The organism is Streptomyces hainanensis, assembly GCF_004348415.1.
Taxonomy (GTDB): domain Bacteria; phylum Actinomycetota; class Actinomycetes; order Streptomycetales; family Streptomycetaceae; genus Streptomyces; species Streptomyces hainanensis.
Map to the genome: position 1 here is coordinate 1 of NZ_SMKI01000024.1, position 23,430 is coordinate 23,430.

General features: G+C 72.1%; 19 protein-coding genes and 1 pseudogene. 5 read left to right on the forward strand and 15 right to left on the reverse strand.

Annotated features, from left to right (window positions below):
• The 6 genes from E1283_RS03775 to E1283_RS03800 all read right to left on the reverse strand — a co-directional run.
• On the reverse strand, nucleotides 1-554 hold a 554-nt coding region (locus E1283_RS03775; RefSeq protein ID WP_132816413.1), incomplete at its 3' end, for a hypothetical protein.
• A gap of 6 nt (nucleotides 555-560) precedes the next feature.
• Nucleotides 561-956, reverse strand: coding sequence for a hypothetical protein (locus E1283_RS03780; RefSeq protein WP_132816414.1), 396 nt, complete (start codon nucleotides 954-956; stop codon nucleotides 561-563).
• Between the two features lie 28 nt (nucleotides 957-984).
• On the reverse strand, nucleotides 985-1,296 hold the full coding sequence (locus tag E1283_RS37015; protein ID WP_165956004.1) for a hypothetical protein: 312 nt from the start codon (nucleotides 1,294-1,296) through the stop codon (nucleotides 985-987).
• A 48-nt stretch (nucleotides 1,297-1,344) separates the two neighbouring features.
• On the reverse strand, nucleotides 1,345-1,674 hold the full coding sequence (locus tag E1283_RS03790; protein WP_132816415.1) for a hypothetical protein: 330 nt from the start codon (nucleotides 1,672-1,674) through the stop codon (nucleotides 1,345-1,347).
• A gap of 327 nt (nucleotides 1,675-2,001) precedes the next feature.
• Nucleotides 2,002-2,211 (reverse strand): DUF397 domain-containing protein, encoded by a 210-nt coding sequence (locus tag E1283_RS03795; RefSeq protein ID WP_132816416.1) that lies wholly within the window; start codon nucleotides 2,209-2,211, stop codon nucleotides 2,002-2,004.
• Nucleotides 2,193-3,035, reverse strand: coding sequence for a helix-turn-helix domain-containing protein (locus E1283_RS03800; protein ID WP_132816417.1), 843 nt, complete (start codon nucleotides 3,033-3,035; stop codon nucleotides 2,193-2,195). The genes E1283_RS03795 and E1283_RS03800 overlap by 19 nt, the downstream gene beginning before the upstream one ends.
• Nucleotides 3,036-3,215: 180 nt before the next feature.
• Between E1283_RS03800 and E1283_RS03805 the strand changes: the two genes are divergently transcribed.
• Entirely contained in the window at nucleotides 3,216-3,443 is a 228-nt protein-coding gene (locus E1283_RS03805) for a hypothetical protein (protein ID WP_132816418.1), read from the forward strand.
• A gap of 5 nt (nucleotides 3,444-3,448) precedes the next feature.
• Here E1283_RS03805 and E1283_RS03810 read toward each other — a convergent pair whose 3' ends face one another.
• The 4 genes from E1283_RS03810 to E1283_RS03825 form a co-directional block, all read right to left on the reverse strand.
• Nucleotides 3,449-3,850, reverse strand: coding sequence for a hypothetical protein (locus E1283_RS03810; RefSeq protein ID WP_132816419.1), 402 nt, complete (start codon nucleotides 3,848-3,850; stop codon nucleotides 3,449-3,451).
• Nucleotides 3,851-3,863: 13 nt separating this feature from the next.
• On the reverse strand, nucleotides 3,864-8,486 hold the full coding sequence (locus tag E1283_RS03815) for a DUF6531 domain-containing protein (protein WP_132816420.1): 4,623 nt from the start codon (nucleotides 8,484-8,486) through the stop codon (nucleotides 3,864-3,866).
• Nucleotides 8,487-8,620: 134 nt separating this feature from the next.
• The gene (locus tag E1283_RS03820; protein ID WP_132816421.1) at nucleotides 8,621-9,985 is read right to left on the reverse strand and encodes a class I SAM-dependent RNA methyltransferase; all 1,365 of its coding nucleotides are present in this window, start codon (nucleotides 9,983-9,985) and stop codon (nucleotides 8,621-8,623) included.
• A 46-nt stretch (nucleotides 9,986-10,031) separates the two neighbouring features.
• Nucleotides 10,032-12,128, reverse strand: coding sequence for an APC family permease (locus tag E1283_RS03825; RefSeq protein ID WP_132816422.1), 2,097 nt, complete (start codon nucleotides 12,126-12,128; stop codon nucleotides 10,032-10,034).
• A 153-nt stretch (nucleotides 12,129-12,281) separates the two neighbouring features.
• Here E1283_RS03825 and E1283_RS03830 point away from each other — a divergent pair, with 153 nt between their 5' ends.
• The 3 genes and pseudogenes from E1283_RS03830 (at nucleotide 12,282) to E1283_RS03840 (ending at nucleotide 14,776) form a co-directional block, all read left to right on the forward strand.
• Entirely contained in the window at nucleotides 12,282-12,947 is a 666-nt protein-coding gene (locus tag E1283_RS03830) for a potassium channel family protein (RefSeq protein ID WP_132816423.1), read from the forward strand.
• On the forward strand, nucleotides 12,944-13,612 hold the full coding sequence (locus E1283_RS03835) for a potassium channel family protein (RefSeq protein ID WP_132816424.1): 669 nt from the start codon (nucleotides 12,944-12,946) through the stop codon (nucleotides 13,610-13,612). The genes E1283_RS03830 and E1283_RS03835 overlap by 4 nt, the downstream gene beginning before the upstream one ends.
• A gap of 46 nt (nucleotides 13,613-13,658) precedes the next feature.
• Nucleotides 13,659-14,776: pseudogene (locus tag E1283_RS03840) on the forward strand (Gfo/Idh/MocA family protein).
• Between the two features lie 51 nt (nucleotides 14,777-14,827).
• Here the strand turns inward: E1283_RS03840 and E1283_RS03845 are convergent.
• Nucleotides 14,828-18,367 (reverse strand): nSTAND1 domain-containing NTPase, encoded by a 3,540-nt coding sequence (locus E1283_RS03845; protein ID WP_132816425.1) that lies wholly within the window; start codon nucleotides 18,365-18,367, stop codon nucleotides 14,828-14,830.
• Between the two features lie 258 nt (nucleotides 18,368-18,625).
• Here E1283_RS03845 and E1283_RS03850 point away from each other — a divergent pair, with 258 nt between their 5' ends.
• On the forward strand, nucleotides 18,626-19,495 hold the full coding sequence (locus E1283_RS03850) for an AfsR/SARP family transcriptional regulator (RefSeq protein ID WP_132816426.1): 870 nt from the start codon (nucleotides 18,626-18,628) through the stop codon (nucleotides 19,493-19,495).
• Here the strand turns inward: E1283_RS03850 and E1283_RS03855 are convergent.
• From E1283_RS03855 to E1283_RS03870, 4 genes are all read right to left on the reverse strand, one after another.
• Nucleotides 19,488-20,147, reverse strand: a complete 660-nt coding sequence (locus E1283_RS03855) for a S26 family signal peptidase (RefSeq protein WP_132816427.1) — start codon at nucleotides 20,145-20,147, stop codon at nucleotides 19,488-19,490. The genes E1283_RS03850 and E1283_RS03855 overlap by 8 nt on opposite strands.
• Nucleotides 20,144-21,904, reverse strand: coding sequence for an ABC transporter ATP-binding protein (locus tag E1283_RS03860; RefSeq protein WP_243744579.1), 1,761 nt, complete (start codon nucleotides 21,902-21,904; stop codon nucleotides 20,144-20,146). The genes E1283_RS03855 and E1283_RS03860 overlap by 4 nt, the downstream gene beginning before the upstream one ends.
• A gap of 143 nt (nucleotides 21,905-22,047) precedes the next feature.
• Nucleotides 22,048-22,599, reverse strand: coding sequence for a TlpA disulfide reductase family protein (locus tag E1283_RS03865; protein ID WP_132816429.1), 552 nt, complete (start codon nucleotides 22,597-22,599; stop codon nucleotides 22,048-22,050).
• Nucleotides 22,596-23,132, reverse strand: a complete 537-nt coding sequence (locus E1283_RS03870) for a MauE/DoxX family redox-associated membrane protein (protein WP_132816430.1) — start codon at nucleotides 23,130-23,132, stop codon at nucleotides 22,596-22,598. The genes E1283_RS03865 and E1283_RS03870 overlap by 4 nt, the downstream gene beginning before the upstream one ends.
• Nucleotides 23,133-23,430: the final 298 nt, after the last annotated feature.

Sequence of the window (23,430 nt, forward strand, 5' to 3'; positions counted from 1 at the left end):
CCGTTGGAGGCGGCCGCGGAGAAGGTGTTGTCGCCGGCGCCGCCCTCGGGCGCCGGCGGCGGCTCCGCACCGATGACCCGGGCGAACTCGTCGCCCAGCGCATCCAGTACGGCCTCGGCCTGCCGCCGCAACGCGTCGCGCCGATCGTCCGCGACCTCGTTGGTACGGATCACGCCCATACCGACGTCGATCACGTCGATCCGCTGCTGCTCCCAGGCGTTGACCTCGGAGAACTCGACGTCCAGCTCGACCGCTCGCTCCGTCGCCTGGGCCGACCGCTCGCCGGCCCGCGACAACTGGTCCGCGATCTGCTGGGCCACGGCCCCCGCGCCCTCGGCCCAACCGCTGACCGCGTTCATCCGGTCAGCGAGCTCCAGCAGGCCGAGGCCCTCCTGGGACTCGGCCTCGCTCGCGGAGCCGGACAGCGCACCGCTCTCCGCGCCGGCCGCCCTGGCCAACGCCATCCAGGCACCGGCCGCCGCCCGCATGTGGAAGTAGCGGGCGCTCATGATGTCGTTGATCGACTTGTAGAACGCTTGCTCAGCACCAGCCATGCCCGATCACCTGCCCGGAATGATCAGGGTGGACCGCCGGTACTCGCGCGGCCTGGTCGGGTGGTTCTCCTCCATGCGGTCGTCGAAGCTGGTGGCGTCCTTGAGCGGCACCTTCCCCAACTCCGCCTCGGCCGCCGCGTCGGTGTCCTCACCGATGCCGGCGGCCTCCGCGGCGCTGAGTCGGATGTCGTCCACGGTGCGCCCGCTACGCTGCAACTCGCGGAGCATGGCGCGGGCCGCGGTCTCCAGCGCCGCGGACGCCTTGGCCGCGTTCGGCACGTCGCCGAACATCGTGACGTCGGACGCGATCTGCGCGAAGCTGGTCCGCATCGCCACAAGTCCGTCGCGGTCCGAGGCACCTCTCTCGGCGCCGTTGAGGGCGCCGATGTTCAACGTGGTCATGTGCCCAACTCCCCGTGAATGGGCGCCGTCAGGCCCCGCCCCGAGCGGCGCGCACCATCGCGGCGCCACCCTCGATACCGATGTTCTGGACGTTGCGCACCGCGGTGTTCTGCGCGAGCACGCTGTCGTCGAACCCGGTCGCCTCGCGCCGGAATATCTGGTCGCGCTCCTGGAGCACCGAGCCCACCTGGGCGTCCACCAGCCCGGCCTCGACGAGGCCGAGCAACTGGGTGCGCACGTTGTCCCAGATGGCGATGTACTGCTCCTGCTGACCGGTGGTCTGCGACTGGATGTCGGTCAGGTTGCCACTGCGGAAGTGGATCAGGCCGTCGTTCGGCATGACAACTCCTCCTGATTGCTCGCTTGGTGGGTGTGGTCGGGGCGGCGGTCAGATCGCCGCGGAGATCCGCGGGTCGTAGACGGTCACCTGGTTCACGGCGCTCTCGGCGTCCGCGTCCGTCTCGCGACCGGTGTTCGCGGTCAACCCCATGTCCTGGGCGAGCCCGTTGAGCGCCTCGGCGAGCGCCTGGCCGGCCCGGCCGAGCCCCTCGTAGGTCTCCATGCCGCGCGCGGTGCCACCGCCGGTGTAGGCCGCGCCGAAGTTGGCGGCGTGGCCGCCGATACCCGTCGACACCTGAGCCATGTCGCCGAAGGCCGTGTCGATGATTCCCCTGACGCGCTCGGCCTCAGTGACATCGAGCTTGACTTCTTCGAACATCGTTCCCTCACTTTCGCACTCTGCTGGTCGGGCAGCGATGCCGTGATTCGTGAAGGCACACGCCCCCGCATGCCTCGCCCATGATCCGACAGAGTCGGTGTGGGCGCATCAAAGATCTCGTATCAGTTGTGTAGCAAACAGCCGAACGTGACGGGACGACATCTCGGGTCGAAGCGGTGAACGCCCGGCTGCGTGATGTGTTGGCCGTAACACACCACCTGCGCGCATACGGTAGCGCCTGCGATCGGCAGGCTACCTCAGAGGAACCTCAAGGCTCAGCAAAACCTCAACTACCCAGCGCCAGCGGGTTGCAACCGCACACGGACGTCAGCCGACCAACCCGCCGCCTCGAACGGCCGCGACGAACGACGACCAGCCACCGACGGCGAAGGCGAGCACGGGACCGGTCGAGTCCTTGCTGTCCCGCACGGGCACGACGGCGGCGAGGTCATCGGCGACTTCGACGCAGGCACCACCGTCCTGATTGCTGTAGCTGCTCTTGCGCCAGGTGGCGACGCTCAGGTCGACGGATCGCACGTCACTTCCTCCAACTCGCGCAGGACGAATTTCCGCGACTCAGTCGGGGTGCGGGCCAGGTCGCGCACGGAATCGTAGCTGAGCTGAAGTCGCCCAACAGCTGTGGCCTCTTCGATGACTTCGCCCCGATACCCGTTCTCCGTGTACGCCACGGTACTGCCGTCCGGCAGCCGCAGGTACCACATGTCGGCGCTCACCAGACCATGCAGCCCAGCGCTGAGCGGGAGGACATGAATCGTCACGTTCGACCGCTCCCCCATCTCGGCCAAGTACTCCAACTGTGCCCGCCACGCCCTCGGGTCCCGCAGCGGCGTCCGGAGCACCGCCTCCGACAGGACCGTCCGGAACGGCGGTGCGTCATCGCCTTCCAACAGTTCCCGTCGGCCCATCCGCGCATCGACCTGCTGTTCCAGTTCCTCCCCTTTGAGACCACCTGCCGCCAGCAGTTCCCGTGCATACTCCGGCGTTTGAAGCAGACCAGGCAGCACGCTCACCGCGAAGTGCCACAGGCTCGTCGCCCGCTCTTCCAGAGCCATGTAGCGCTGGTACTGCTCGCGGAACTGTGACTTGTCGCTGACCGCCAGTTCCCACAGCGCGATCAACAGCCCCGGCGTCCCGTAGTACTGGTCCAACGCCAGGACGACCTCCGGGCCACCCAGCGTCTCGCCCTTCTCCATCTTGCCGAACAACGACCAGTCCCAGCCCAGCCGTTCACCGAGCAGGCGCAGGCTGTCACCACGTTCGGCCCGCAGGCGGCGCAGTTCCTCCGCGAAGCGGGCACGTGGTTCTCGACTCCGCCCGGTGATCACTCGTCTCGTCGGCATGCGCGCCTCCCGTGGAACGTGTGGAACGTGCCAGGCCCGCCCGGGAATCCCGGCCCGCCGTACGGCGTGCCCACCCCGCGGCGGACGCATCCTCGTAATGGCCCCGTCGCGCACGGTACTTCGATCATGTCGCCGGAGCCGGGAATCCGCGTGAGTGGCACCCGAAGGAGTGAGCGAATCATGACGGTCGGGGACGTACCTGCCGTGGGCACGACCGTGCACGACACGTCGCGTGACCGGGTCGGCGTCGTCATGGGGCACGTCGGCCCCTGCTACCAGCTCCGCCCGCTCGGCGGCGGACGCGAGTGGGACGTCGCCCCGGGCGACATCCGTCCCATAAGCCCGGAGGAAGTGCTCCACGCCCGCCTCGCGGTGGTGAACGCCCGGAGCAGCAATCCGACCCGCTGAGCCGGTCAGCCCCGGCGGAATCCCAGGTCGGCGGAGATCTCGTGGGTGAGGGCGATCAGCCGCTCGCGGCTCAGTCGGGGCATCGCACCCGCCCCGGCCGTCGCGCGCTCCAGGAACTCCTCCGGCAGCCGCGGTGAGTACACCTTGACGTAGTCGACGAGGTCGAAGCGCCAGGCGAAGTCACCGTCGGTCATGACCGACGATCCGCCGGGGACTCCGAAGGCGCCGGCGACCACGTCGCTCGTGAACTCGGTGACGTCCAGGATGGGGTGTCCCGCCTCCAGGTACTCCGCCACCGCGCCGGCGGGATAGTCCGCCTTGGGCGCGATGGCGTCGTGGACGCTGGTCCGGTACACGTCCTCCGGGCCCGTGGGTCCGAGTTCGCGGTAGAAGCCGAGGTAGATCACGCGTCGTCCTTCGTCACGCCGAGACGATGGGCAGGAAGATCCGCCACGAACCGTTGTTGTCGATCACCGGTGTCTGCCCTGGTCCGAGTGCTGGCTGTGTTCCCACCCTGTCCGTGGGCGCCCTGACTGTAACACCCAGTTCGTTGGCCACCTGTTGGGCGATACCCGACGAGTCGGAGCCGGAGTGGCACACCATGAGCCGAATGTCCTGCCCCGCGTAGTGGGGGTTGTTGGTCACCGCGTCGACGATCTGTCCGCCGTTCACCGGTCCGCCGGGAAGTTCGAGGAATCCGTCCCTGGAGCCGTGTGCCACCACGTCGTGCTGTCCCTCGTTGAGCACGTTCTGGAAGTTCCGCACGCTCCTGGCGTCCGAGCCGATGAGGGTGCCGTTCGGGCCGTGGGTGACGGGGGCGCCGGACGGGATGTAGTTGTCCGCGCCGTCCATGAAGTCGACCGCGCCGCCGCAGGGAGCGAGCCCGAGCGGGTCGGAGACGGTGTGCGGATTCCGCACGTAGGCGACGGCGTTCGGGGCGGCGGCGAGCCCGAGGGGGTCGGGCGAGGAGTAGCGGGCCGTCTCGGGGTCGTAGTGGCGGTTGAGGTTGTAGTGGAGGCCGGTTTCGGGGTCGAGGTACTGACCGGGGAACCGCAGGGGGGTGTACGCCGTGCTGTCCGACGGCCAGGCGGTGGTTCCCCAGAGGGTGGAGCGGGTGCGCCACGCCAGGGTGCCCGAGGCGTCGACGAGTTCGGTCGGGGTGCCGACGAGGTCGGTGACGATGGCGAAGAACCGCTCGTCGACGACCTCCTGCGGCGCGTCGGCGGCGCTGATGCGCTCGGCCTGGGCGACGGGGTGCAGGCCCTCGTGGTCCCAGGTGGTGGTCACGAGCCCCGACCGGCCGGCGGCGGTCGCGGTCTGCTCGATGAGCGTGGTGCCGTCCCAGGTGAAGTCGATCCGCTCGACGACGGACGCGCCGTCGGGTGCCAGGCGTTCCTTGGCGGTGCGCCGGCCGAGCGGGTCGTAGCGGTAGCGCCACACCGTCCCGTCGGGCGTCGTGGTGGACGTCAGCCGGTCCTCGGCGTCCCACCGGTAGCGCCAGACGTCGGGCTTGCGGGAGAGCCGCTTCTTCCGCCGCTCCACGACGCGCCCCGCCCGGTCGTGGGTGTAGGTCACCCCGCCGGCTCGGGTCACCAGGCCGCCGGAGAACTCGCGGTCGCCCTGGGTCTCCTCGTCGCCGTGGCGGCTCGGCCAGAAGGCGTGGGTCTGGTTGCCGGTCGCGTCGTAGGCGTAGCGCTCCGACCAGTCGCGCCCCTGGACCTGGGTGACGCGCCCCGCGCCGTCCAGGGTGTAGGTGGCCTCCCCGCGCAGGTGGTCGTCGACGCCGAGGAGATGGCCGTCCGCGCCGTAGGTGTACGCGAGGCGCTGGACCAGGTGGTCCCCCGCGGTGACCGTCTGCTCCGTGAGCCGGCCGATCACGTCCCAGGTCCGCGTCAGGCCGAGCCCGGAGTCCAACTCCCTGGACACCTCCCGGCCGGCGGCGTCGTGTGCGAAGGCCAGGCGGTGGCCCGCGGTGTCGACGGCGACGCGCCGGCCGGCCGCGTCGTAGGCGTACTCCGAGGAGACGCCCGCGGGCGTCGTCCTCGTCACGCGCTGGCCTGCCGTGTCGTAGCGGAAGGAGGTCGTGCGACCGTCGACCGCCTCGGTCAACACCCGGCCCATGGCGTCGCGTTGCCAGCGGATGTCGCTCGTGGGGCTGGTGGCGCGCGTCATCATCCCGATCGGGTCGTACGCGTACGAGGTGACGGTGCGGTCGACGTTCTTCGCCGTGACCTGGCCCAGGGCGTCGTAGGCGTAGCCGACGGTCTGCCCCAGGGGATTGCTCCGGGCGACGAGGCGGCCGGCGGCATCGCGCCGGTAGCTGACCCGTCGGCCGTCGAAGTCGCTTTCCGCGACCAGGCGGCCGGCCGCGTCGTACTCGTACTCCCAGGAGCGGCCGCGCGGATCGCGGACCTCCACCAGCCGCAGCGCCGCGTCGTGGGTGAACTCGTAGCGGGTGCCGTCCGGTTCGACGCGGGCGCTCATCAGGTCGAAGTGGGTGTACTCGTAGCGGGTGACGGCGCCGGCGGTGTCGGTGAAGCTGAGGCAGTTGCCCTCGCCGTCGTAGGTCCAGCGGCGCTCGCCGCCGTTCGGGTCGACGGCCCGGGCGATGCGTCCCTCGACGGTCCAGGACAGCCGGGTGACCGCTCCCAGGGGGTCGGTCACGGCCGTGACGCGCCCGAAGGCGTCGCGGGTCTTGCGCGCCACGTTGCCGAGCGGGTCGCGGAACTCGACCGGGAGACCGGCGGCGTCGCAGCGGATCCCGGTCCTCGCGCCGGTCGGCCCGGTGATCGCCGTGAGTCTGCCGAGGTCGTCGTAGTCGTACCGGGTGGTCGCCCCGGTGGCGTCGGACGCCGCGGTGCAGTTGCCCTGCTGGTCGAACTCCCAGTGCCAGGTGCCGGCTTCGCCCTTGGTGGCGCTGGTGAGGAGTGCGTGTTCGCCGTAGGTGTAGTCGCTCGTGGTGCCGTCCGGGCGGGTGACGCGGACCGGCTGACCGGTGTCGTCGAGATCCAGTCGGGTGGTGTGGCCGAGCGCGTCGGTGAGCGCGACGAGGTGGTGGTCGCCGTCGTACTCGCGGCGGGTGACACCACCGCAGGCGTCGATCTCGGCGACGACCTGGCAGGCCCCGTCCACGACGAAGCGACTCACCGCGCCTTCCGCGGTCGTCAGGGTGGTGACGCGCCGGTCCGGCCAGGCGGGGTCGGTGCCGTCGTAGGCGAGGGCGAGGGTGAGGTGGCCGGCCTCGCCTCCTTCGGCGACGCAGCGGTCCTGGTCGTCGTAGGCGTAGGTGTAGGCGCTGCCGTTGGTGTCCGTCCAGGACGTGACGCGCAGCCGGTGGTCGTAGGCGAGGTGGAGTGGCCGCCCCGAGGAGCCGACGATCTCGGTGAGGTTGCCGCCGGTGTATCCGTATCGCTTGATCGGCACGTCGGAGCCGTCGGGGCCCGCTCCCACGAGGTCGAGTCCGGTGACGCGGCCGGCCTCGGTGTGCACGCCGAGGTGGTAGCCGCCCGAGTGCCGGATCGAGGTCGGGGCGCCGGACGTGTCGTAGGCGAAGGTGATCGTGTTGCCCCGGCGGTCCGAGACGCGGTGGAGAAGCGCGAACTGGCCGGCGCCGGGATTGCGGAACCGGCGGGTGTGCCTGGCGGACGGGGTGGTGATCTCGTAGTCGCCGTCCGGCAGTCGGGTGAGCGGCCAGCGGGGCCCCCTGTCCGGCAGGACGGGCTCCAGCGGCCCCCGGGGGTGCGGGTAGCTCAGCAGGAGCCCGTCCTCCGTGACGAGGACGACGCCCTGCTCGTCCACCTCGAGACGCTGGTCGCAGGTCGACGACCAGGTGGGCCCGAACCACCTGCCGGAGCGGTAACCGGAGTCGAGGCGGCGTTGGAACACCAGCGGCAGCGTCCCCGGAAGCACCACGTCCGTCTGGGGCAGGTACATCCTGCCGGTGGCCAGGTCCACGGGGTCGGTGCCGCCGCTCCTGACGAGGTTCTGCATGCGGCTGTAGGCGCCCTCGGCCGCGTCGCCGATCATGCGCCGGCCACTCCGGGCGAGCCCTCCGAGGTTCTGCGCCATGCCGCGCAGGCCCATGGTGCCGAGGGACCGCATGCCGCGAGCCAGGCCGCCGAGGGTGGTCAGGCCCTTCATGCCCGGTATGCAGTCCAGCGCGGCGAACGCGACGTCCCACAGCGACGCTTCCCCGTTGGCGTAGTCGTAGAGGGTGTCGGCGAGGACGACGAGCGCGGCGGCCAACACCACCCAGGCCAGCGGCCCGCCGATGATCATCACCACGATGCCCAGCACCGCGACGACGACCTTGCATATCTCGACGATGGTGTCCCAGTTCTCGGACACCCAGTGGATCGCGTCCTCCCACCAACGCCGGTTCTGGATACCGGCGTCGGACGCCTCGTCGATGCTGGAGGCGCAGGCGCCGGCCGCGTCCTCCCGCATCTCCTTGGCCTGCCGGGCGAGTTCACGCGCCGCCGACAGCGCCTCCTCGGCCGCGTCCACCCGCCCCTGCGCGTCGGACCGCGCCTGCCCGGCGGCCGTCGCGTCCCGCGTCGCGGCCCGCACCTCCGCCTCGGACGGCGGCTCCACGTCCTCCCGCTCGCCCTCGCGCTCCAGCCGGTCCGCCTCGTCCCCGGCCCGCGACACCCAGTCCTGCGCGTCGGTCAACGCGCCCTGTGCGGAGGTCAGATCGGCCTGCGCCGCGATCGCCCGATCGAGCGCCCGGTCGGCCATGCCCTGGGCGGTCTCCAACTTCGGCCAGTACGTCCGCAGCGCCTGCCCCGCCATGTCGTACGACGTCCGCAGCTTCTCCAGGTTGCCCGGCACCCCGTCGAACTCCGACCGGAACGCCTCAGCCGACAACCCGGCCCAGTCCATGACGGCCCGGTCCTCGGACATCCCCCGCACCCGGCCCAGCGCCTCGCCGACATCGTCGGCGAACGTCTGGAGCCGGTCCGCCAACGTCCGCACCTCGTCCGGACTACCCGGCGTCGGATCCGAGTCCATGTCGACCGGCGACCAGTCAGACGACCGCCCCATCCCCAACACCCCCGTGCGCCCAGATGATCAGTTCCCGCGATCCGTCACCCTAGGGAACGGAACCCCGGCAAACCATGGCCGATCTGTCACAAGTCATCTGCACGCGTGCACGCGGAAGGTCCTGGTCGTGCCGCTCAGCGGCGCCGCTTCGCCACCGGCTCCAGGATGGCCACGCACTCCAGGTGGTGGGTCATCGGGAAGAGGTCGAAGGCCCGGAGGAAGCGGGGGACGTAGCCGGCGTCGCGGAAGTGGGCGAGGTCGCGGGCGAGGGCCGCCGGGTCGCAGGCGACGTAGGCGATGCGGCGGGCGCCGAGGGGCGCGATGTGTCGGACGACGTCGCGGCCGGCGCCGGCCCGTGGCGGGTCGAGGACGATCAGGTCGGCCTCGGTGATCCCGGTGCGCGGCAACACCCGCTCCACCGTGCCGTGTTCGATCCGGATCCGGGGGAAGTCGGCCAGGTTGTGCCGGGCGTCCTCGACGGCGCGCTTGGACGCCTCGATGCCGAGGACCGCGCCCCGCTCCCCCATCCGGTCGGCCAGCGCGCCGGCGAAGAGGCCGGCGCCGCAGTAGAGGTCGATGGCGGTCTCGCCCCGGCGCGGGGTGAGGCCGCGCATCACCGCGTCCACCAGCACCCCGGCCGCCTGGTGGTGCACCTGCCAGAAGCCGCCGCCGCTGACCCGCCAGGTGTGGTCGTCGGCCCGCTCCCGGACGAAGGCCCGGCCGTGCACCCGGTGCAGCGCCTGCGGGCCGCGCCCGCGCTCCTCCTCGGCGCGCATCACGGAGACCGGCCGGTCGAGCTCCACCAGCGGCAGCCGGCCGCCGGGACGCGGGGTGAGCACCACCATGCGGTCGTTCGACCCGGTCGCGGCGACGGCCTCCACGGTGGCCATGTCCGGCCAGCGGCGGGCCTCGACGCCCAGCTCGGTGACGGCCTCGGCGGCGATCAGGCAGCGGTCGATCGGCTCCACCTCGTGCGAGCGGTGCCGGCGGAGGCCGGCCCGGCCCTCGTCGTCGATCGCGTACTGCACCCGGGTGCGCCAGGCGGGCACCTCGCCGGGCTCCACCTTGTCGCCGGGGGCCGGCTCGACGGTGCCGTCCCAGCCGGCCTCCTCCGCGGTCAGCCCGGCGAGCTTGGCCAGCTGCTCGGCCAGCACCTCGCCCTTGAGCCGACGCTGGGCGCCCGGCTTGACGTGCTGCCAGTCGCAGCCGCCGCACCGCCCGGGGGCGGCGTAGGGGCAGGGCGCGGGCACCCGGTCCTTGGCGGGCTCCAGGATCTCCACGGCGTCGGCGCGCAGGAAGCGGGAGTCCTCGCGGCCCTCGGTGACCCGCGCGACGACCCGCTCGCCCGGCAGCGTGTGCCGGACGAAGAGGACCCGCCCCTCGGCGGTGCGGGCCACGCAGTGGCCGCCGTGCGCCACCGGGCCCACCTCGACCTCGTACTCCTGGCCGGCGAGCGACGCCGCGGTGGGCGTCGTGGGGGACGAGTCCGTGCTGGCCATGGGGGGTCGGGCTCCTGTTGGTGGAAGGGGAGGGCGGCCGCCCAGTCTACGGCCGGCGCCGACGCTCCTCCGAACCGCCGCCGTTCCCGTCGTTCCGGTGCGGCCAGTGCGGGACGTGCGGCAGGTGCGGGAGATGCGGCCGGTGGAAGCCGCGCCTGACGTGGCCCGGCGGGTGGAAGGGGGCGCGGCGCCTGAGCCGCGCCTTCGCCGCCTCGGCCGAGCTGAGCTGCCACGGCACCGAGGTCACCGTCACACCGGGCGTCAGCAGCAGCCGGCCCTTGAGCCGCAGCGCGCTCTGGTTGTGCAGCAGCGCCTCGTACCAACGGCCCACCACGTACTCGGGGATGATCACGCTCACCACGTCGTTCGGGTGCCGGTGCCGCAGCTCCTTCACGAAGCCGACGAAGGGGTGGGTGATCTCCCGGTAGGGCGCCTCGAGCACCTGGAGCGGCACGTCGAGGTCCCAGCGCCGCCACTCGGCCCTGAGTCCGTCGGCCTCCTCCGGGTCGACGGCGATGGTGACCGCCACCAGGCTGTCGGCGCGCAGCAGCTTGGCGTAGGAGAGGGCGCGCAGCGTCGGCTTGTGGATCTTGGAGACGAGGACGACCGCGTGCACCTGGGAGGCGCGCACGTCGGGGCGCTTCTCCGACGGGTCGAGGGCGAGCTCGGCCGCGACCCGGTCGTAGTGCCGCCGGATGGCGTTCATCAGGGAGTAGAAGAGCGCCATGCCCACCAGCGACACCCAGGCGCCCTGGGTGAACTTGGTCAGCACCACGATGGCCAGCACCAGCGCGCAGAGGCCGGCGCCGAAGCCGTTGAGGGCCCTGGCCCTGGCCATCCGGCGGCGCGCCCGGCGGTCGGTCTCGGCGGCGAGCAGCCGGTTCCAGTGCCGGACCATGCCGCTCTGGCTGAAGGTGAAGGAGACGAAGACGCCGACGATGTAGAGCTGGATCAGCTGGTTGACGTTGGCGTCGAAGACGGCGACGAGCAGCGCGGCGAGCAGGGTGAGGAAGGCGATGCCGTTGCTGAAGGCGAGCCGGTCGCCGCGGGTGTGGAGTTGGCGGGGCAGGTAGCGGTCCTGGGCGAGGATCGAGCCGAGCACCGGGAAGCCGTTGTAGGCGGTGTTGGCGGCCAGGAAGAGGACCAGGGCGGTGGCGGCGGCCAGCACGAAGAACGGGAAGGAGCCGCTGCCGAAGACCGCGGCCCCGACCTGGGCGATGACCGGCTCCTGGTGGTAGCCGTCGCCGGCGGGGCGGCCGTCGATCAGCAGGTCGCGGGCCGGGTTCTCGGCCATGTGCACGTCGGTGTGCAGGGCGAGCGCCATCACCCCGAGGAACATGGTGGTGGCCAGCGTGCCCATGATGAGCAGCGTGGTGGCCGCGTTGCGCTCCTTCGGCTCCCGGAAGGCCGGCACCCCGTTGCTGATGGCCTCGACGCCGGTGAGCGCCGCGCAGCCCGAGGAGAAGGCGCGGAGCAGCAGGAAACCCATGGCGAGGGCGGAGAGGCCGGTCTGCTCGGGCACGATCTCGAAGTGGGCGGTGGGGGCGCGCATGTGGTCGTCGAGCACCAGCCAGCGGAACCCGCCCCACGCCACGGTGCCGAGCACGGCGACGACGAAGGCGTAGGTGGGGATGGCGAACAGGGTGCCCGACTCCTTGACGCCGCGCAGGTTCAGCAGCATCAGCAGGACGATCACCACGAACGCGGCGAGCACGGCGTGGTCCTTGACGACACCGATCGCGGAGCCGAGGTTGTCGATGCCGGCCGAGACGGAGACGGCGACGGTCAGCACGTAGTCGACGAGCAGCGCGCTGCCGACCGTGAGCCCGGCCCGGCGGCCGAAGTTGGCGGCCGCCACGGCGTAGGCGCCGCCGCCACCCGGATAGGCGTGCACGGTCTGCCGGTAGGAGGCCACCACGGTGATCATCAGCAGCACGATGGCGAGGGTGATCCAGCCGCTGTGGTGGTAGACGGAGAGGCCGGCGATGGAGAGGATCAACAGCACCTCGCCGGGCGCGTAGGCCACGGACGAGAGGGGGTCGGAGGCGAAGACCGGGAGGGCGATGCGCTTGGGCAGCAGGGTCTCGCGCAGGGTGTCGCTACGCAGCGCGCGGCCCAACAGGAAGCGCTTGGTGACCGCCATGCGGCCACGTTACGCCCGGTGGCCCCCTGAAACGGACAGCGGCCCGAGCGCCCGGTAGCGTGGTGCGCTGCGAAGACCTGTACGACGGAAGACCCTGTACGACGCGATGTCCCTGCCCGACCGGCAGGACGCTCGACCTAGGCACGGAGACCGATGCACATCGTGATCATGGGATGCGGGCGGGTCGGCGCCGCCCTCGCCCAGAACCTGGAGGAACGGGGGCACTCGGTCGCCGTCATCGACCAGGACCCCACGGCCTTCCGCCGTCTCGGCTCACGCTTCGCCGGCCGCCGCGTCACCGGTCTCGGCTTCGACCGCGGCACGCTCGCCGAGGCCGGCGTGCAGGAGGCCGGGGCCTTCGCGGCGGTCAGCAGCGGCGACAACTCCAACATCATCGCGGCCCGGGTGGCGCGCGAGGTCTTCGGCGTGGAGAACGTCACGGCGCGCATCTACGACCCGCGTCGGGCCGAGGTGTACGAGCGGTTCGGGATCCCGACCGTGGCGACCGTGCGCTGGACCGCGGACCAGATGCTGCGGCGGCTGCTGCCGTCGGGCGCCGAGCCGCTGTGGCGGGACCCGAGTGGCGGGGTGCAGCTCTCCGAGGTGCACGTGGCGCTGAGCTGGGTCGGACGCCGGGTCAGCGAGTTCCAGGAGCACACGGGTGTCCGGGTGGCGTTCCTGACCCGGCTGGGCGAGGCGATGCTGCCGACCGCCGGCACGGTGCTCCAGGAGGGTGACCTGGTGCACGTGATGATGTACGGCGACCGGGTGGCCGAGGTCGAGGCCGCCTGCCTGCGGGGACCTGAGGAGCCGGCATGAGAGTCGTGATCGCCGGGGCCGGCGCGGTGGGTCGGTCGGTGGCCAGGGAGCTGCTGGAGAACGGCCACGAGGTGCTGCTGATCGACAAGTCGCCCGAGGCGGTGGCCGTGGTGCGGGTGCCGGAGGCCGAGTGGCTGCTGGCGGACGCGTGCGAGATCACGACGCTCGACGAGGCGGCGCTCGAACGCTGCCAGGTGGTGATCGCGGCGAGCGGCGACGACAAGGTCAACCTGGTGGTGTCGCTGCTCGCGAAGACCGAGTACGGGGTGCCGCGGGTGGTGGCCCGGGTCAACCACCCCAACAACGAGTGGCTGTTCAACGACTCCTGGGGCGTCGACGTCGCCGTCTCCACGCCGCGGCTGATGTCCGCGCTGGTGGAGGAGGCGGTGAGCGTCGGCGACCTGGTGCGGCTGATGCGGTTCAGTCAGGGCGACGCCAACCTGATGGAGCTGACGCTGCCGGAGGGCGCCTCGCTGGTCGGCACCCGGGTGGGCGAGGTGGCCTGGCCCCAGGACACGGCGTTGGTGACGATCATCCGCGGCTCGCGGGTGCTGATCCCGGACCCGGACGACGCGCTGGCGGCGGGCGACGAGCTGCTGTTCGTGGCGGCCGGGGCGCGCGAGCCGGAGCTGCGGACGTTGCTCTCGCCGCGTCCGGAACGCTGACGCGGGGATTGCTTGTCAGGACATCCGCACCTGAGAATCTCCTGACATGAGGGACTCTGACGGTGTGACGGAGCTCGGTGTGGGCGTCATCGGCGCCGGCTGGATGGGGCACGTGCACGCCCGCGCGTACGCCCGGCTGCCGCACCACTACCCGGAACTCGGCGTCCGCCCCCGGCTGGTGGCGGTGGCCGACCCGGTGCCGGCGCAGCTGGACGACTTCGCCGCCCGCTTCGCGCCGGCCCGCCGCCACGCGGACTGGCGCGAGCTGCTCGCCGACCCCGAGGTGCGGGCGGTCAGCGTGACGGCGCCCAACGCGCTGCACCGGGAGATCGGCACGGCGGTGGCCGAGGCGGGCCGCGACCTGTGGATCGAGAAGCCGGTGGGCCTGACGGCGGACGACGCCCGCGCGGTCGCCGAGGCCGTCGAACGGGCCGGGGTGCGGGCGGCCGTCGGCTTCAACTACCGGACGTTCCCGGCGGTGGCCAGGGCCAGGGCGCTGCTCGGGGAGGGCGCCATCGGCACCCCGACGCACGCCCGCTGCCGGCTGCTCACCGACTACGCGGCGCATCCCCGGGCCGCGCTCAGCTGGCGCTTCACCCGCCGGCTCGGCGGCGGCGGGGTGCTGGGCGACCTGGCCTCGCACGGCGTCGACCTGGTGCGGTTCCTGCTGGGCGACCTGGCGGCCGTGGTCGCCGAGACCGCCGTCTTCACCCCGCGGCGGCCGCGGACGCCGAGACGGGCCGGGTGGAGAACGACGACTACGTCTGCGCGCTGCTGCGCACCGCGGGCGGCGTCCCGGTCACCTTCGAGGCCAGCCGGGCGGCGGTGGGCGAGCAGAACGCCTACGGCTTCTCGGTGCACGGCACGAGGGGGCTGCTCGCCTGGGACTTCCGCCGCCCCGGCGAACTGGCGGTGAGCACCGGCGACTCCTACCTCAACCAGCCGGTCTCGCGATGGACGGCCGCCCCCGGCGACGGCGACTACGACCGCTTCCACCCGGGCGCGGGCAACGCGATGAGCTACGACGACTCGAAGGTGGCCGAGGCCGCCGACTTCCTCTCCCCGGACCGCCACCCCGCGACGATGGCCGACGCGGTGGCGGCGGCGGAGGCGGTCGAGGCGCTGGCCGCCTCGGCGGCCGGGGGTGCGTGGGTGTCGCTGTGACGGTGCCGGCCGGCCACCCGGTCGTGCCGGCCGTTCCCGCCCGGACAGGGCCTAGTCGCGCGGGCACACCGGGTTCGTCGGCGCGTCGGGAAGGTAGAGGGAGCGCTCCTCCGCGGTCAGGTCCCGCCGGACCGATCCGCAGATGGCCCGGCCGGCCTCCGCCGCGCCGGGCAGCGTGAACCGCCATCGTCTGAGGGTGCCGTTCCCCTCCACGGCGGTGAGGGCGGTGCTCTCGCGGTTGAACACCAGGGATCGCACGGTGCCGGTGTGGCCGGTGAGCGCGGTTCGGGTGCGGCCGGTGCTCACGTCCCACAGGCGTATCGTCCCGTCGTCGCCCGCGGTGGCGAGCGTGGCACCGTCGGGGCTGAACGCCAAGGCCTGGACCCGGTCGCCCTGGTCGGGCAGGAGGGCTCGGGGGCGACCGGTGCCCGCGTCCCACAGGCGGGTCACCCCGTCGTCGCCCGCGGTGGCCAGCGTGGCACCGTCAGGGCTGAACGCCAACACCCGCACGGCGGTGGGGTGGTCGAGGGTGAGCCGGACCCAGTAGGTCTCCCTGTCGAAGATCTGCACGACCTTCCGTTCTTCGCGGGCCATCGCGATGACGGATCCGTCGGGGCTCAGCGCGGCCGTGTTCGGGAGGACGTCGAGCGGCACCGATTCCCGCAGGCGGCCGGTGCGGGTGTCCCACAGCCGGGTGACGCCTCCCTTGGAGAGGGTGACGACGGTGGTTCCGTCCGAGCTGAAGGCGGCGCTCGTGACGAAACCCGAGTAGCCGACGAGGGCGGTGCGCGGCCGGCCGGTGGCGACGTCCCACAGGCGCAACAGTCCGTCGTCCCCGGCGGTGGCCAGCGTGGCGGCATCCGGGCTGAACGCCGCGGTGGAGATGGCGTGCCCGATGCCCGGCATCGCGGTGACCCGGCCCACGGGCACGTTCCACAGCCGGGCCGTGCCGTCGTCCCCGGCGGTGGCCAGCAGGGCGCCGTCCGGGCTGAACGCCACCGTCCGCACCGCGTCGGTGTGGCCGGTGAGCGTGGTCAGGGTGCGCCCGGTGGCCACGTCCCACAGCCGTATCTCGCCGTCGCTGCCGGCCGCGGCGAGGGTGGCGCCGTCCGGGCTGAACGCCAGTTCGGCCACCTCGCCCCTGGGGTTGTCGAGGGTGCGCAGGAGCCGGCCGGACTCCGCGTCGTGGATCCCGATCGTGGCGGGCGTGCCGGCCACGGCCAGGGCACGCCCGTCCGGGCTGAACGACAGCGCCCCGGGGATCCCGGACAGCTGGTCGGTCGGAACGTCGAGCGTGGTCCGCACCCGGCCCGACGTGGTGTCCCATATCCGGACGCCGTCCGCGGAGGCGCCCGCCAGGGTCCCTCCGTTCGGTCCGAACAGCTCGACGACACCCCAGGTGACGGGCAGGCCGGGGGTGTCGAGCGGCTCGCCGGTGGCCGCGTCGAAGAGGCGCACGGCAGCCTCTCCCGAGACCAGGGCGGCCAGGGCGGTGCCGTCCGGGGTGAAGGCCAACGGCCACGCGCCGCCACCCGGCGCGGCCAGCGGGGTCGACGCCTCGCCGGTGACCACGTCGCCCAGGTGGACCGCCTCGTCCGGCCCGGTGGCGGCGAACGTGACGCCGTCCGGGCTCAGGACGCTGTAGGGGGCCTCCCCCTGGGCACGGACGCGGGCCGTCCCGAGAGGTTCCCCGGTGGCGGTGTCCCAGCGCCGCAGGGTCCCGTCCTCCCCGGTGGTGACGAGCGTGCCGCCGTCCCGGCTGAAGGCCAGGTCGTGGACCGGCTCGCCATGGCCGGCGAGGCGGTGCCGCAGAGGTAGTGCCGCGGCGGTGTAGAGGCTGGACGTCGCCTCGGTGGTGGGGCTGGTGCGGTACGCCTCCACGGCGAGCAGTGCGGCGAGGTCGGGGTCGGAGGCGATCAACGCGGAGGACTGGGCGGCGAGTTGGCGGGAGCGGGCCATCCGTTCCGCCGCGCTGGCGTTCCGCTGCTGGTGGATGGCCACCACGGTGGCGACCAGGGAGAAGACGAGGAGGAGCGACAGCGTGCCGGTGAGCGCGCGCAGCCGGCGGGTGGTCCGGGTCGCCACGCGTCGCTCGTGGTGGCGGGTCTCGCGGCTGGTGGTGAGGAAGGCCCGTTCCAGTGCGGTGAGCTGTTCGTGCCGCTCGGGCGGGAAGGCGTCCTCGGCCGCCGCGAGCCGGGAGCCGCGGTAGAGGGCTCCCGGATCGCGGTCCAACTCCTGCCAGCTCGCGGCGGCCTCGGTGAGCCGACGGTGGGTGCGGAGGCGCTGGCGGTCCTGGTCGATCCATGAGCGAAGCCGCGGCCAGGCGGTGACGAGTGCCTCGTGGGCGAGCTCGACGGTGCCCTCGTCGACGGTGATGAGCCGGGCGCGGGCCAGCCGGTCCAGGACGTGACCGGTGTCCGCGGGATCACCCATGTCCAGCTCTCGGCGCGGCGCCGGGCGTCGGGTGTCCTGGGCGCTCTCTCCCGGGTTGATGAGGCGGAGCAGCAGTTGGCGGGCGAGCGCCGCCTGGCTGGCGGAGAGGCGGGTGTAGAGGAGTTCGGCCGTATGCGCGATGGCGCCGTGCACGCCGCCGGTGCCCTCGTAGTCGGTCAGTGTCAGGGTGCGGCCGCGACGGCGGCGCCAGGTCTCCCGCAGGGCGTGGGACATCAGCGGCAGGCAGCCTGGCTCGCCGTCGACGTCCGCGATGACGCGTGCGGTCAGGCTCCGTTGGATGATCAGCCCCTGGGTGGCGGCGGGCTTGACGATCGCGGCCCGCAGTTCCTCCCGGCGCATGGGCCCGACGAGCAACGTGGTCTCGCGCACCGCGTCCGCCAGGTCGACGTGTTCGGCGAGGCGCCCGTAGAAGTCGGATCGCAGCGACACCACCACCCGTACCCGGCTGTCGGGCTCGACGGCCGAGAGCAGCGCGTCGAGGAAACGGTCCCGCTCCTCCCGGTCCTGGCAGAGGGTGAACGCCTCCTCGAACTGGTCCACGATCACATAGGTGTCACCTGCCCGCCCCGCCGGCGTCAGGGCTGCCGCGTGGGTGCGGCAGGGCTGGGCTCCGGGAGTGAGGATCCGGACGGTGGCGGGGCGGTCGGCGGCCGGTTCCGCCCTGCGGAGAACCGGGATGAGGCCGGCGCGCAGCAGGGAGGACTTCCCGCTTCCCGAGGCGCCCACCAGCACCGCGAAGCGCCGGTCACGGACCAGCCCGACGAGGTCGGCCACGAGTTGCTCCCGCCCGAAGAACTTGTCGCGATCCGCCGGCTCGAACCGCGTCAACCCGAGGTACGGGGACTCGCCGTCCTCCTGACGAGGCGACAGCGTGCAAGCCGCCGCGGCCGCACGCCAGCGCCGCTCCCACTCGGCCTCGTCTCCGCCACAGGCGCGCGCATACGCCAGGGCGACCGGCAACGACGGCAGCCGGTCGCCGGAGGCGGCTTCCGAGAGCGTCGCGGCCGCGTACGCGACGCGCCCGGCCATCGTCCGGTACGTCGGACGGCCGGCGGTCCCCCGTAACTCGCGCAGCTCGTACGCGAAGCGCTCAACGGGACCCGCCGTCGGATCCAGTGGATTCTCCCGACGCCCCATCCCTCTCCCTCCTCGGCGACGACGACATCCCGATTCCAGCCGCTCGGGAATTGATTGGCAGCCGGATCCGCCACGCCGATCAATCGGCCGGCTCCGCCTCACTCAGTCTCGCGCTCGCCTTCGCGTCACGACAGGGCCCGCGGTTTGACCGGCCCCCGGGGACGGGGCTGCCCATCAACCAGTCCGCTACTGCAATGGTTCCGGGGCAGCAGAGCCGCCGACATCCGCGCCACCCGCGCCGTCGAGCCGAGGAGAGGCATGATCCGCAACCAACCGCACGACCTCAGCACCGCCCCGGCGAGTGGAACCACCGGGGCACACGTGCCGGTCGAGTTCCGGCTTCTCGGGGAGTTCGAGGTCATCCGAGCACGCGGATGCCCGGTCGACGTGGGTCATGCCCGCCAACGCGTTCTGCTGGCCAGCATGCTGGCCGACGCCGGCCGTTGTGTGACGGCTGACCAACTCCTCGAGCGCGCCTGGGGCGACGAGCGGCCCCGTGGCGGACGGGACACCCTGTACAGCTATCTCTCCCGATTACGGCAGGCGCTGAGGTCGGTCACCGAGGTGTCCATCGGTCGCCGGCACGGTGGCTACGTGCTGCACGTCGACCCCATGACGGTGGACCTGCACCGGTTCCGTCGCTGGATCGACGCGGCCGGCAGGCTCGACGACGTGGCGGCACGGCCGCTGCTGGAACGAGCGACGGCGCTCTGGCACGGAGAGGCCCTGACCCGACTGGACACGCCCTGGCTGAACTCCCTCCGAGAGCAGTTGGAGCTTCAGCGCCACGCCGCCGAAGCACGCCTGGCGAACATCAAACTCGGCGCGGGACTTCACGGCGAGCTCGTGACGACGCTCGTCGAGCGCGCCGAACGCCACCCGATGGACGAGCAGTTGGCCGGCCAACTAATGCTGGCCCTCTACCGGAGCGGCCGGGCGGCGGAGGCGCTCCAGCAGTACCGGCGGATCCGGCACCGGATCAGGCAGGAGCTGGGGGTCGAGCCGAGTACACCGCTCGCTCGACTGCATCAGCGGATGCTGACCGCGGACCCCACGCTGTGGCCCAGCGCGTCATGGAACACCCCGGCGGGCTGGCCACGCGGCGGAGGCGGCACCCCGCTCAGCTGATCGGCACTCGTCCGCCGGCGGGCAGCCGACGAACGACGACGCCGAGAACCCGGTCCTCCGGGAACAGGCCCAGAGTTCGCGAGTCGACGCTCGCCTCCGCGTTGTCGCCGAGCAACACCAGCATGCCTTCCGGCACCCGCGGCTCCCCCACCCGGGCGAGCGCGGGACCCGCGGTGCGCGGCACCGGTTCACCCGCCACGGCGACGACACGCTTGATCAGCCAGGATCGTTCGCCCACCGCCACGGGCGAGGTACTGACGCCGATGGTCTGTGGCCCGCCCCGCCGCGTTCCGGGCACGGTCTGCTCCACGACGGCTACCTGCCCCGTCCGTGGTCGGGCGATCCGGCGCACCAGCACGCGATCGCCGTGCTGATACGTGGGTTCCATGCTCGGCCCGCGCACGGTGACGACGGCCCATCGCCGCCAGAGGCCGCGCCCGGCGACGACGCCTGAAACCCCCGCGAAGGCGACCAGGCCCGCGGCGATCGGCCTGCCGGCCTGGACGAGTGGCACCGATATCGACGCCAGTCCGCCGAAGGCCAGGAGCAGTAGCGACTGGACCCGGCGGGTGCGCCCGGCCCTCGCGCGCTGTGCCCGGTGCGCGTTCAACCACGAGGCCAGCGCGGGGCGGTTGGTGCCGTGTCGGGTCATGAGGTGCCCCCGGGAACGGGCTGTTCGTCCGATCGATGGCCTCGGTAGCCGGCCGCCTGGAGTGAGAAGAGTCGGCGGTATTCGCCACCGGCCGCCATCAGCCCGTCGTGGGTCCCCTGTTCCCGGACGCGCCCCTCGGACAACACCACGATCAGGTCGGCCTCCCGTACCGCGCCGAGACGGTGTGAGATCAGCACGCTGGTTCTTCCCACGCGATGGGTCCTGATGGCCGTGTGGATCTCGTGCTCGGCTTCCGCGTCCAGGCCGGCTGAGGGCTCGTCCAGGATGAGGAGGTCCCGGCCATCACGCAGGAAGGCCCGGGCGAGGGCCAGCCGCTGGGCCTGCCCGCCGGACAGGACGATCCCGGTCTCCGGATCCTTCTTGTCCGACTCGAGGAAGAAGGAACGGGAGAGTAGCGTGTCGTACCCGCGTGGGAGCCCGCACACCGTGTCGTGCACGCCGGCGCGAAGCGCCGCCGCCCTGACGCGTTCCGGGTCGCCGAGCGCGGACAGGTCCCCGAGCGCGATGTTCTCCGTCACCGTCAGGTCATAGGACATGAAGTCCTGGAAGACCGCACCGATGCGGTGGCGCAGCTCCTCGGGACACATGTCTGCGATGTCCACTCCGTCCCACAGGATGCGCCCGCGTTGCGGGGCGTAGAACCGGCACAGCAGCTTGACGAGTGTCGACTTCCCTGCGCCGTTGCGTCCGACGACGGCCAGGGAGGTGCCGTGCGGAATGAACAGATCGACGCCGCGCAGCGTCCAGGGGTGGTCTGGTGCGTAGCGGAACCAGACGTCGCGGAGCTCGATTCCCCGCCGCAGTGCGGCGGTGGGCCTGGGGGAGGCACTCCGCGGAAGATCGGGGCCGGCGTCGACAACCGCCACGTAGTGTCGGAGAAGCACCAACGCGTGATGGGTGCGCGCCACATCGGCGGCGATGGTTGCCAGAGAGCTCTGAACAGCCGCGACGGCCGCCGCGAAGACCGTGACATCCCCCACCGTGAGCATGCCGGTGGCCGCCGCACCGACGGCCCACAACAGTCCACCGGCCGTGGCCAGCGCGGCCAGGGCGCCGAGTGCGGTCTGGACCCACAGCTCCCGCCAGTCGACGGCCCTGCTGGCCACGTTCACGGTGGACCGCTCGGCGATCATGCGGTCGCGGAGGAAGTCGCCGATCCCGAACAGCCGTACCTCCTTCGCCGCCTGAACGCTCGACAGTAGGCTTCCGTAGAACAACTCACGGCGCTCGGCCGGTCCCACCCGCCAGATCGTTCGAGCCCGCCGGCGCGAGAGGCCGATCTCCGCGACCAACGCCGGGGCGCTGGTCATCACGATGAACGCACCGGCCCAGGGACTCAGCAGCCACAACGCGACGAGGAAGCCGCCCACGGTGGTTGCGGAACGAAGGATGCCGAGTATCCCGTCCACGGCCTGACCCGGGTTGCTGCCGCCGCCCTGCCGAGCCAACCTGAGCTCGTCGAGAAAGCGCGGATCCTCGAACCGGCGGAGACCGGTGTACGCATTGACGGCATCGAACAGGCGGCGCTGTGCGAGCAGCCCCACCCGACGGTTCATCTCCGCCTTGCAGTACCTGCTCGCGTGCGGAGCGAGCCGTCCGAGCAGTCCGATGGCCGCCAGGCCGGCGGCCAACACCAGCAGGTCCCGACGAGAGGCCCCGTTCACCAGACCGTCCAACAGGCACTTGGTCAGCCACGCGGCGATCACCGGCACGAGACCGACGGCGAGTGCCAGCACTGTGTGAACGCCGAGCACCAACGGGCAGGCACGCCCAGCCAGCGTGGCCGCGATGCCGAGCAGTCGTACCCCGGATACCGGTCTGCCGACGGACGGGGCCGAAGACCGCCCACCGGTCCCCGGCCCCGCGGCGGAGGGCTCGCTCACCGCCCCGCCTTCGCGAGCCGTGCCTCGAACCTCAGCCGATTGTCGGCCACCAGCACGTCGTCGCCGCGCCTCGTCACGCGGAGGATCGTCGGATACGACCGAACCTGGAAGGCGTCGCTGACCGAGCCGTCGGGCTTCTCCACCACCACCCGTGCCACCTCGCCCAGCGACCTCACGAACTCGGCCCCGTCTCCCGCCACGTCGACCACCACGGCGAGCACCTGGCGCGCTCCGCCCGGTACGGTCCGGGCGAACTCCACGAACGACGGCAGCCTGTCACGGCAGGGCCCGCAGTCCGGGGAAAAGAAAGCCACGACGGCATTCTCCGCGAGGTCCGCCGTGCTGATCTCGGCGCCATCCCGGGTGACTGCCGCGAAGTCCCCCACCCGTTCCCCCACGGCGATGGCTGTCGACTCACCGCTGCCGGTCGGCCGTTGGGCGAGGAGTTCGGTGTGCTCCCGCAGCCTTCTGATGATGCCGAGGGCGAGCACGAGATTCAGTGCCCCCAGTGCTCCGACCAGCAGTGTGATCAAGGTCTGGTAGGTCATGGCTCCCTCCCTGGAGTGTGAAACAGGGCGAACAGGTCGTCGAAGGAGGCGACGAGCAGTGCCGCGATCAGGCCCGTCACCACCGCTGTCGCCGTTTCCTGGGCGTGCATGGCGGGTGACTCCGGTGTGGCGGCCACGGCGAAGACCGCGATTCCCGCCAGTACCGCGTTGCGCGCCACGTGCTGCCATCCCAGCGGGGTCATGGACGTGCCGAAGCAGCGGCAAGGCTCCCGCACCCCGCGCAGCAGGGAGGCCGCGATGGCGAGTGCGAAGCCGACCAGAAGGGCGACGGCACCGGCCAACGCCCACGGGTGGGTTCGGGGAACGGGTGCCAACAGCAGGGCACACAGAAGGCCTTCCACGGCCACCACCAGGCCAGCGACCGACCGTGCCCGGGCGGCGGGTGTCGGCGAGATCGCCTTCACCGATTCCACGAACGCGTCGAAGGCAACGGACCCCCTGACCTTGCTCATCACCGACAGCAGGAAGACACCGCCCAGGAGACAGCGCACCCCGATCACCACGTACTGCATCCCTCTCCCCGCTCATGCCGTTCGCCGTGTCCCTCCCACGCACGGGCTCTCCCGACCGTGGCGGGCTCCCTCGGGCAGCCGGGTGGCACCACGACGGCGCCACCCGACGCGACCGGCCAGGTGTCAGCAGGGGCTCTCGGAACGGTCACATCCCTGACCGTCGCAGCACTCGTGCCAGTAGCCCGCCACGCACAAGTAGTAACAATCAGCCGCCGCTGACGCCTCGACCGAGGGCACCAGCCGCTCGAGCAGCGTGGCGCCCAGGCTCTCCAGCCTCTTCAACATCCGTCTCTCCTCC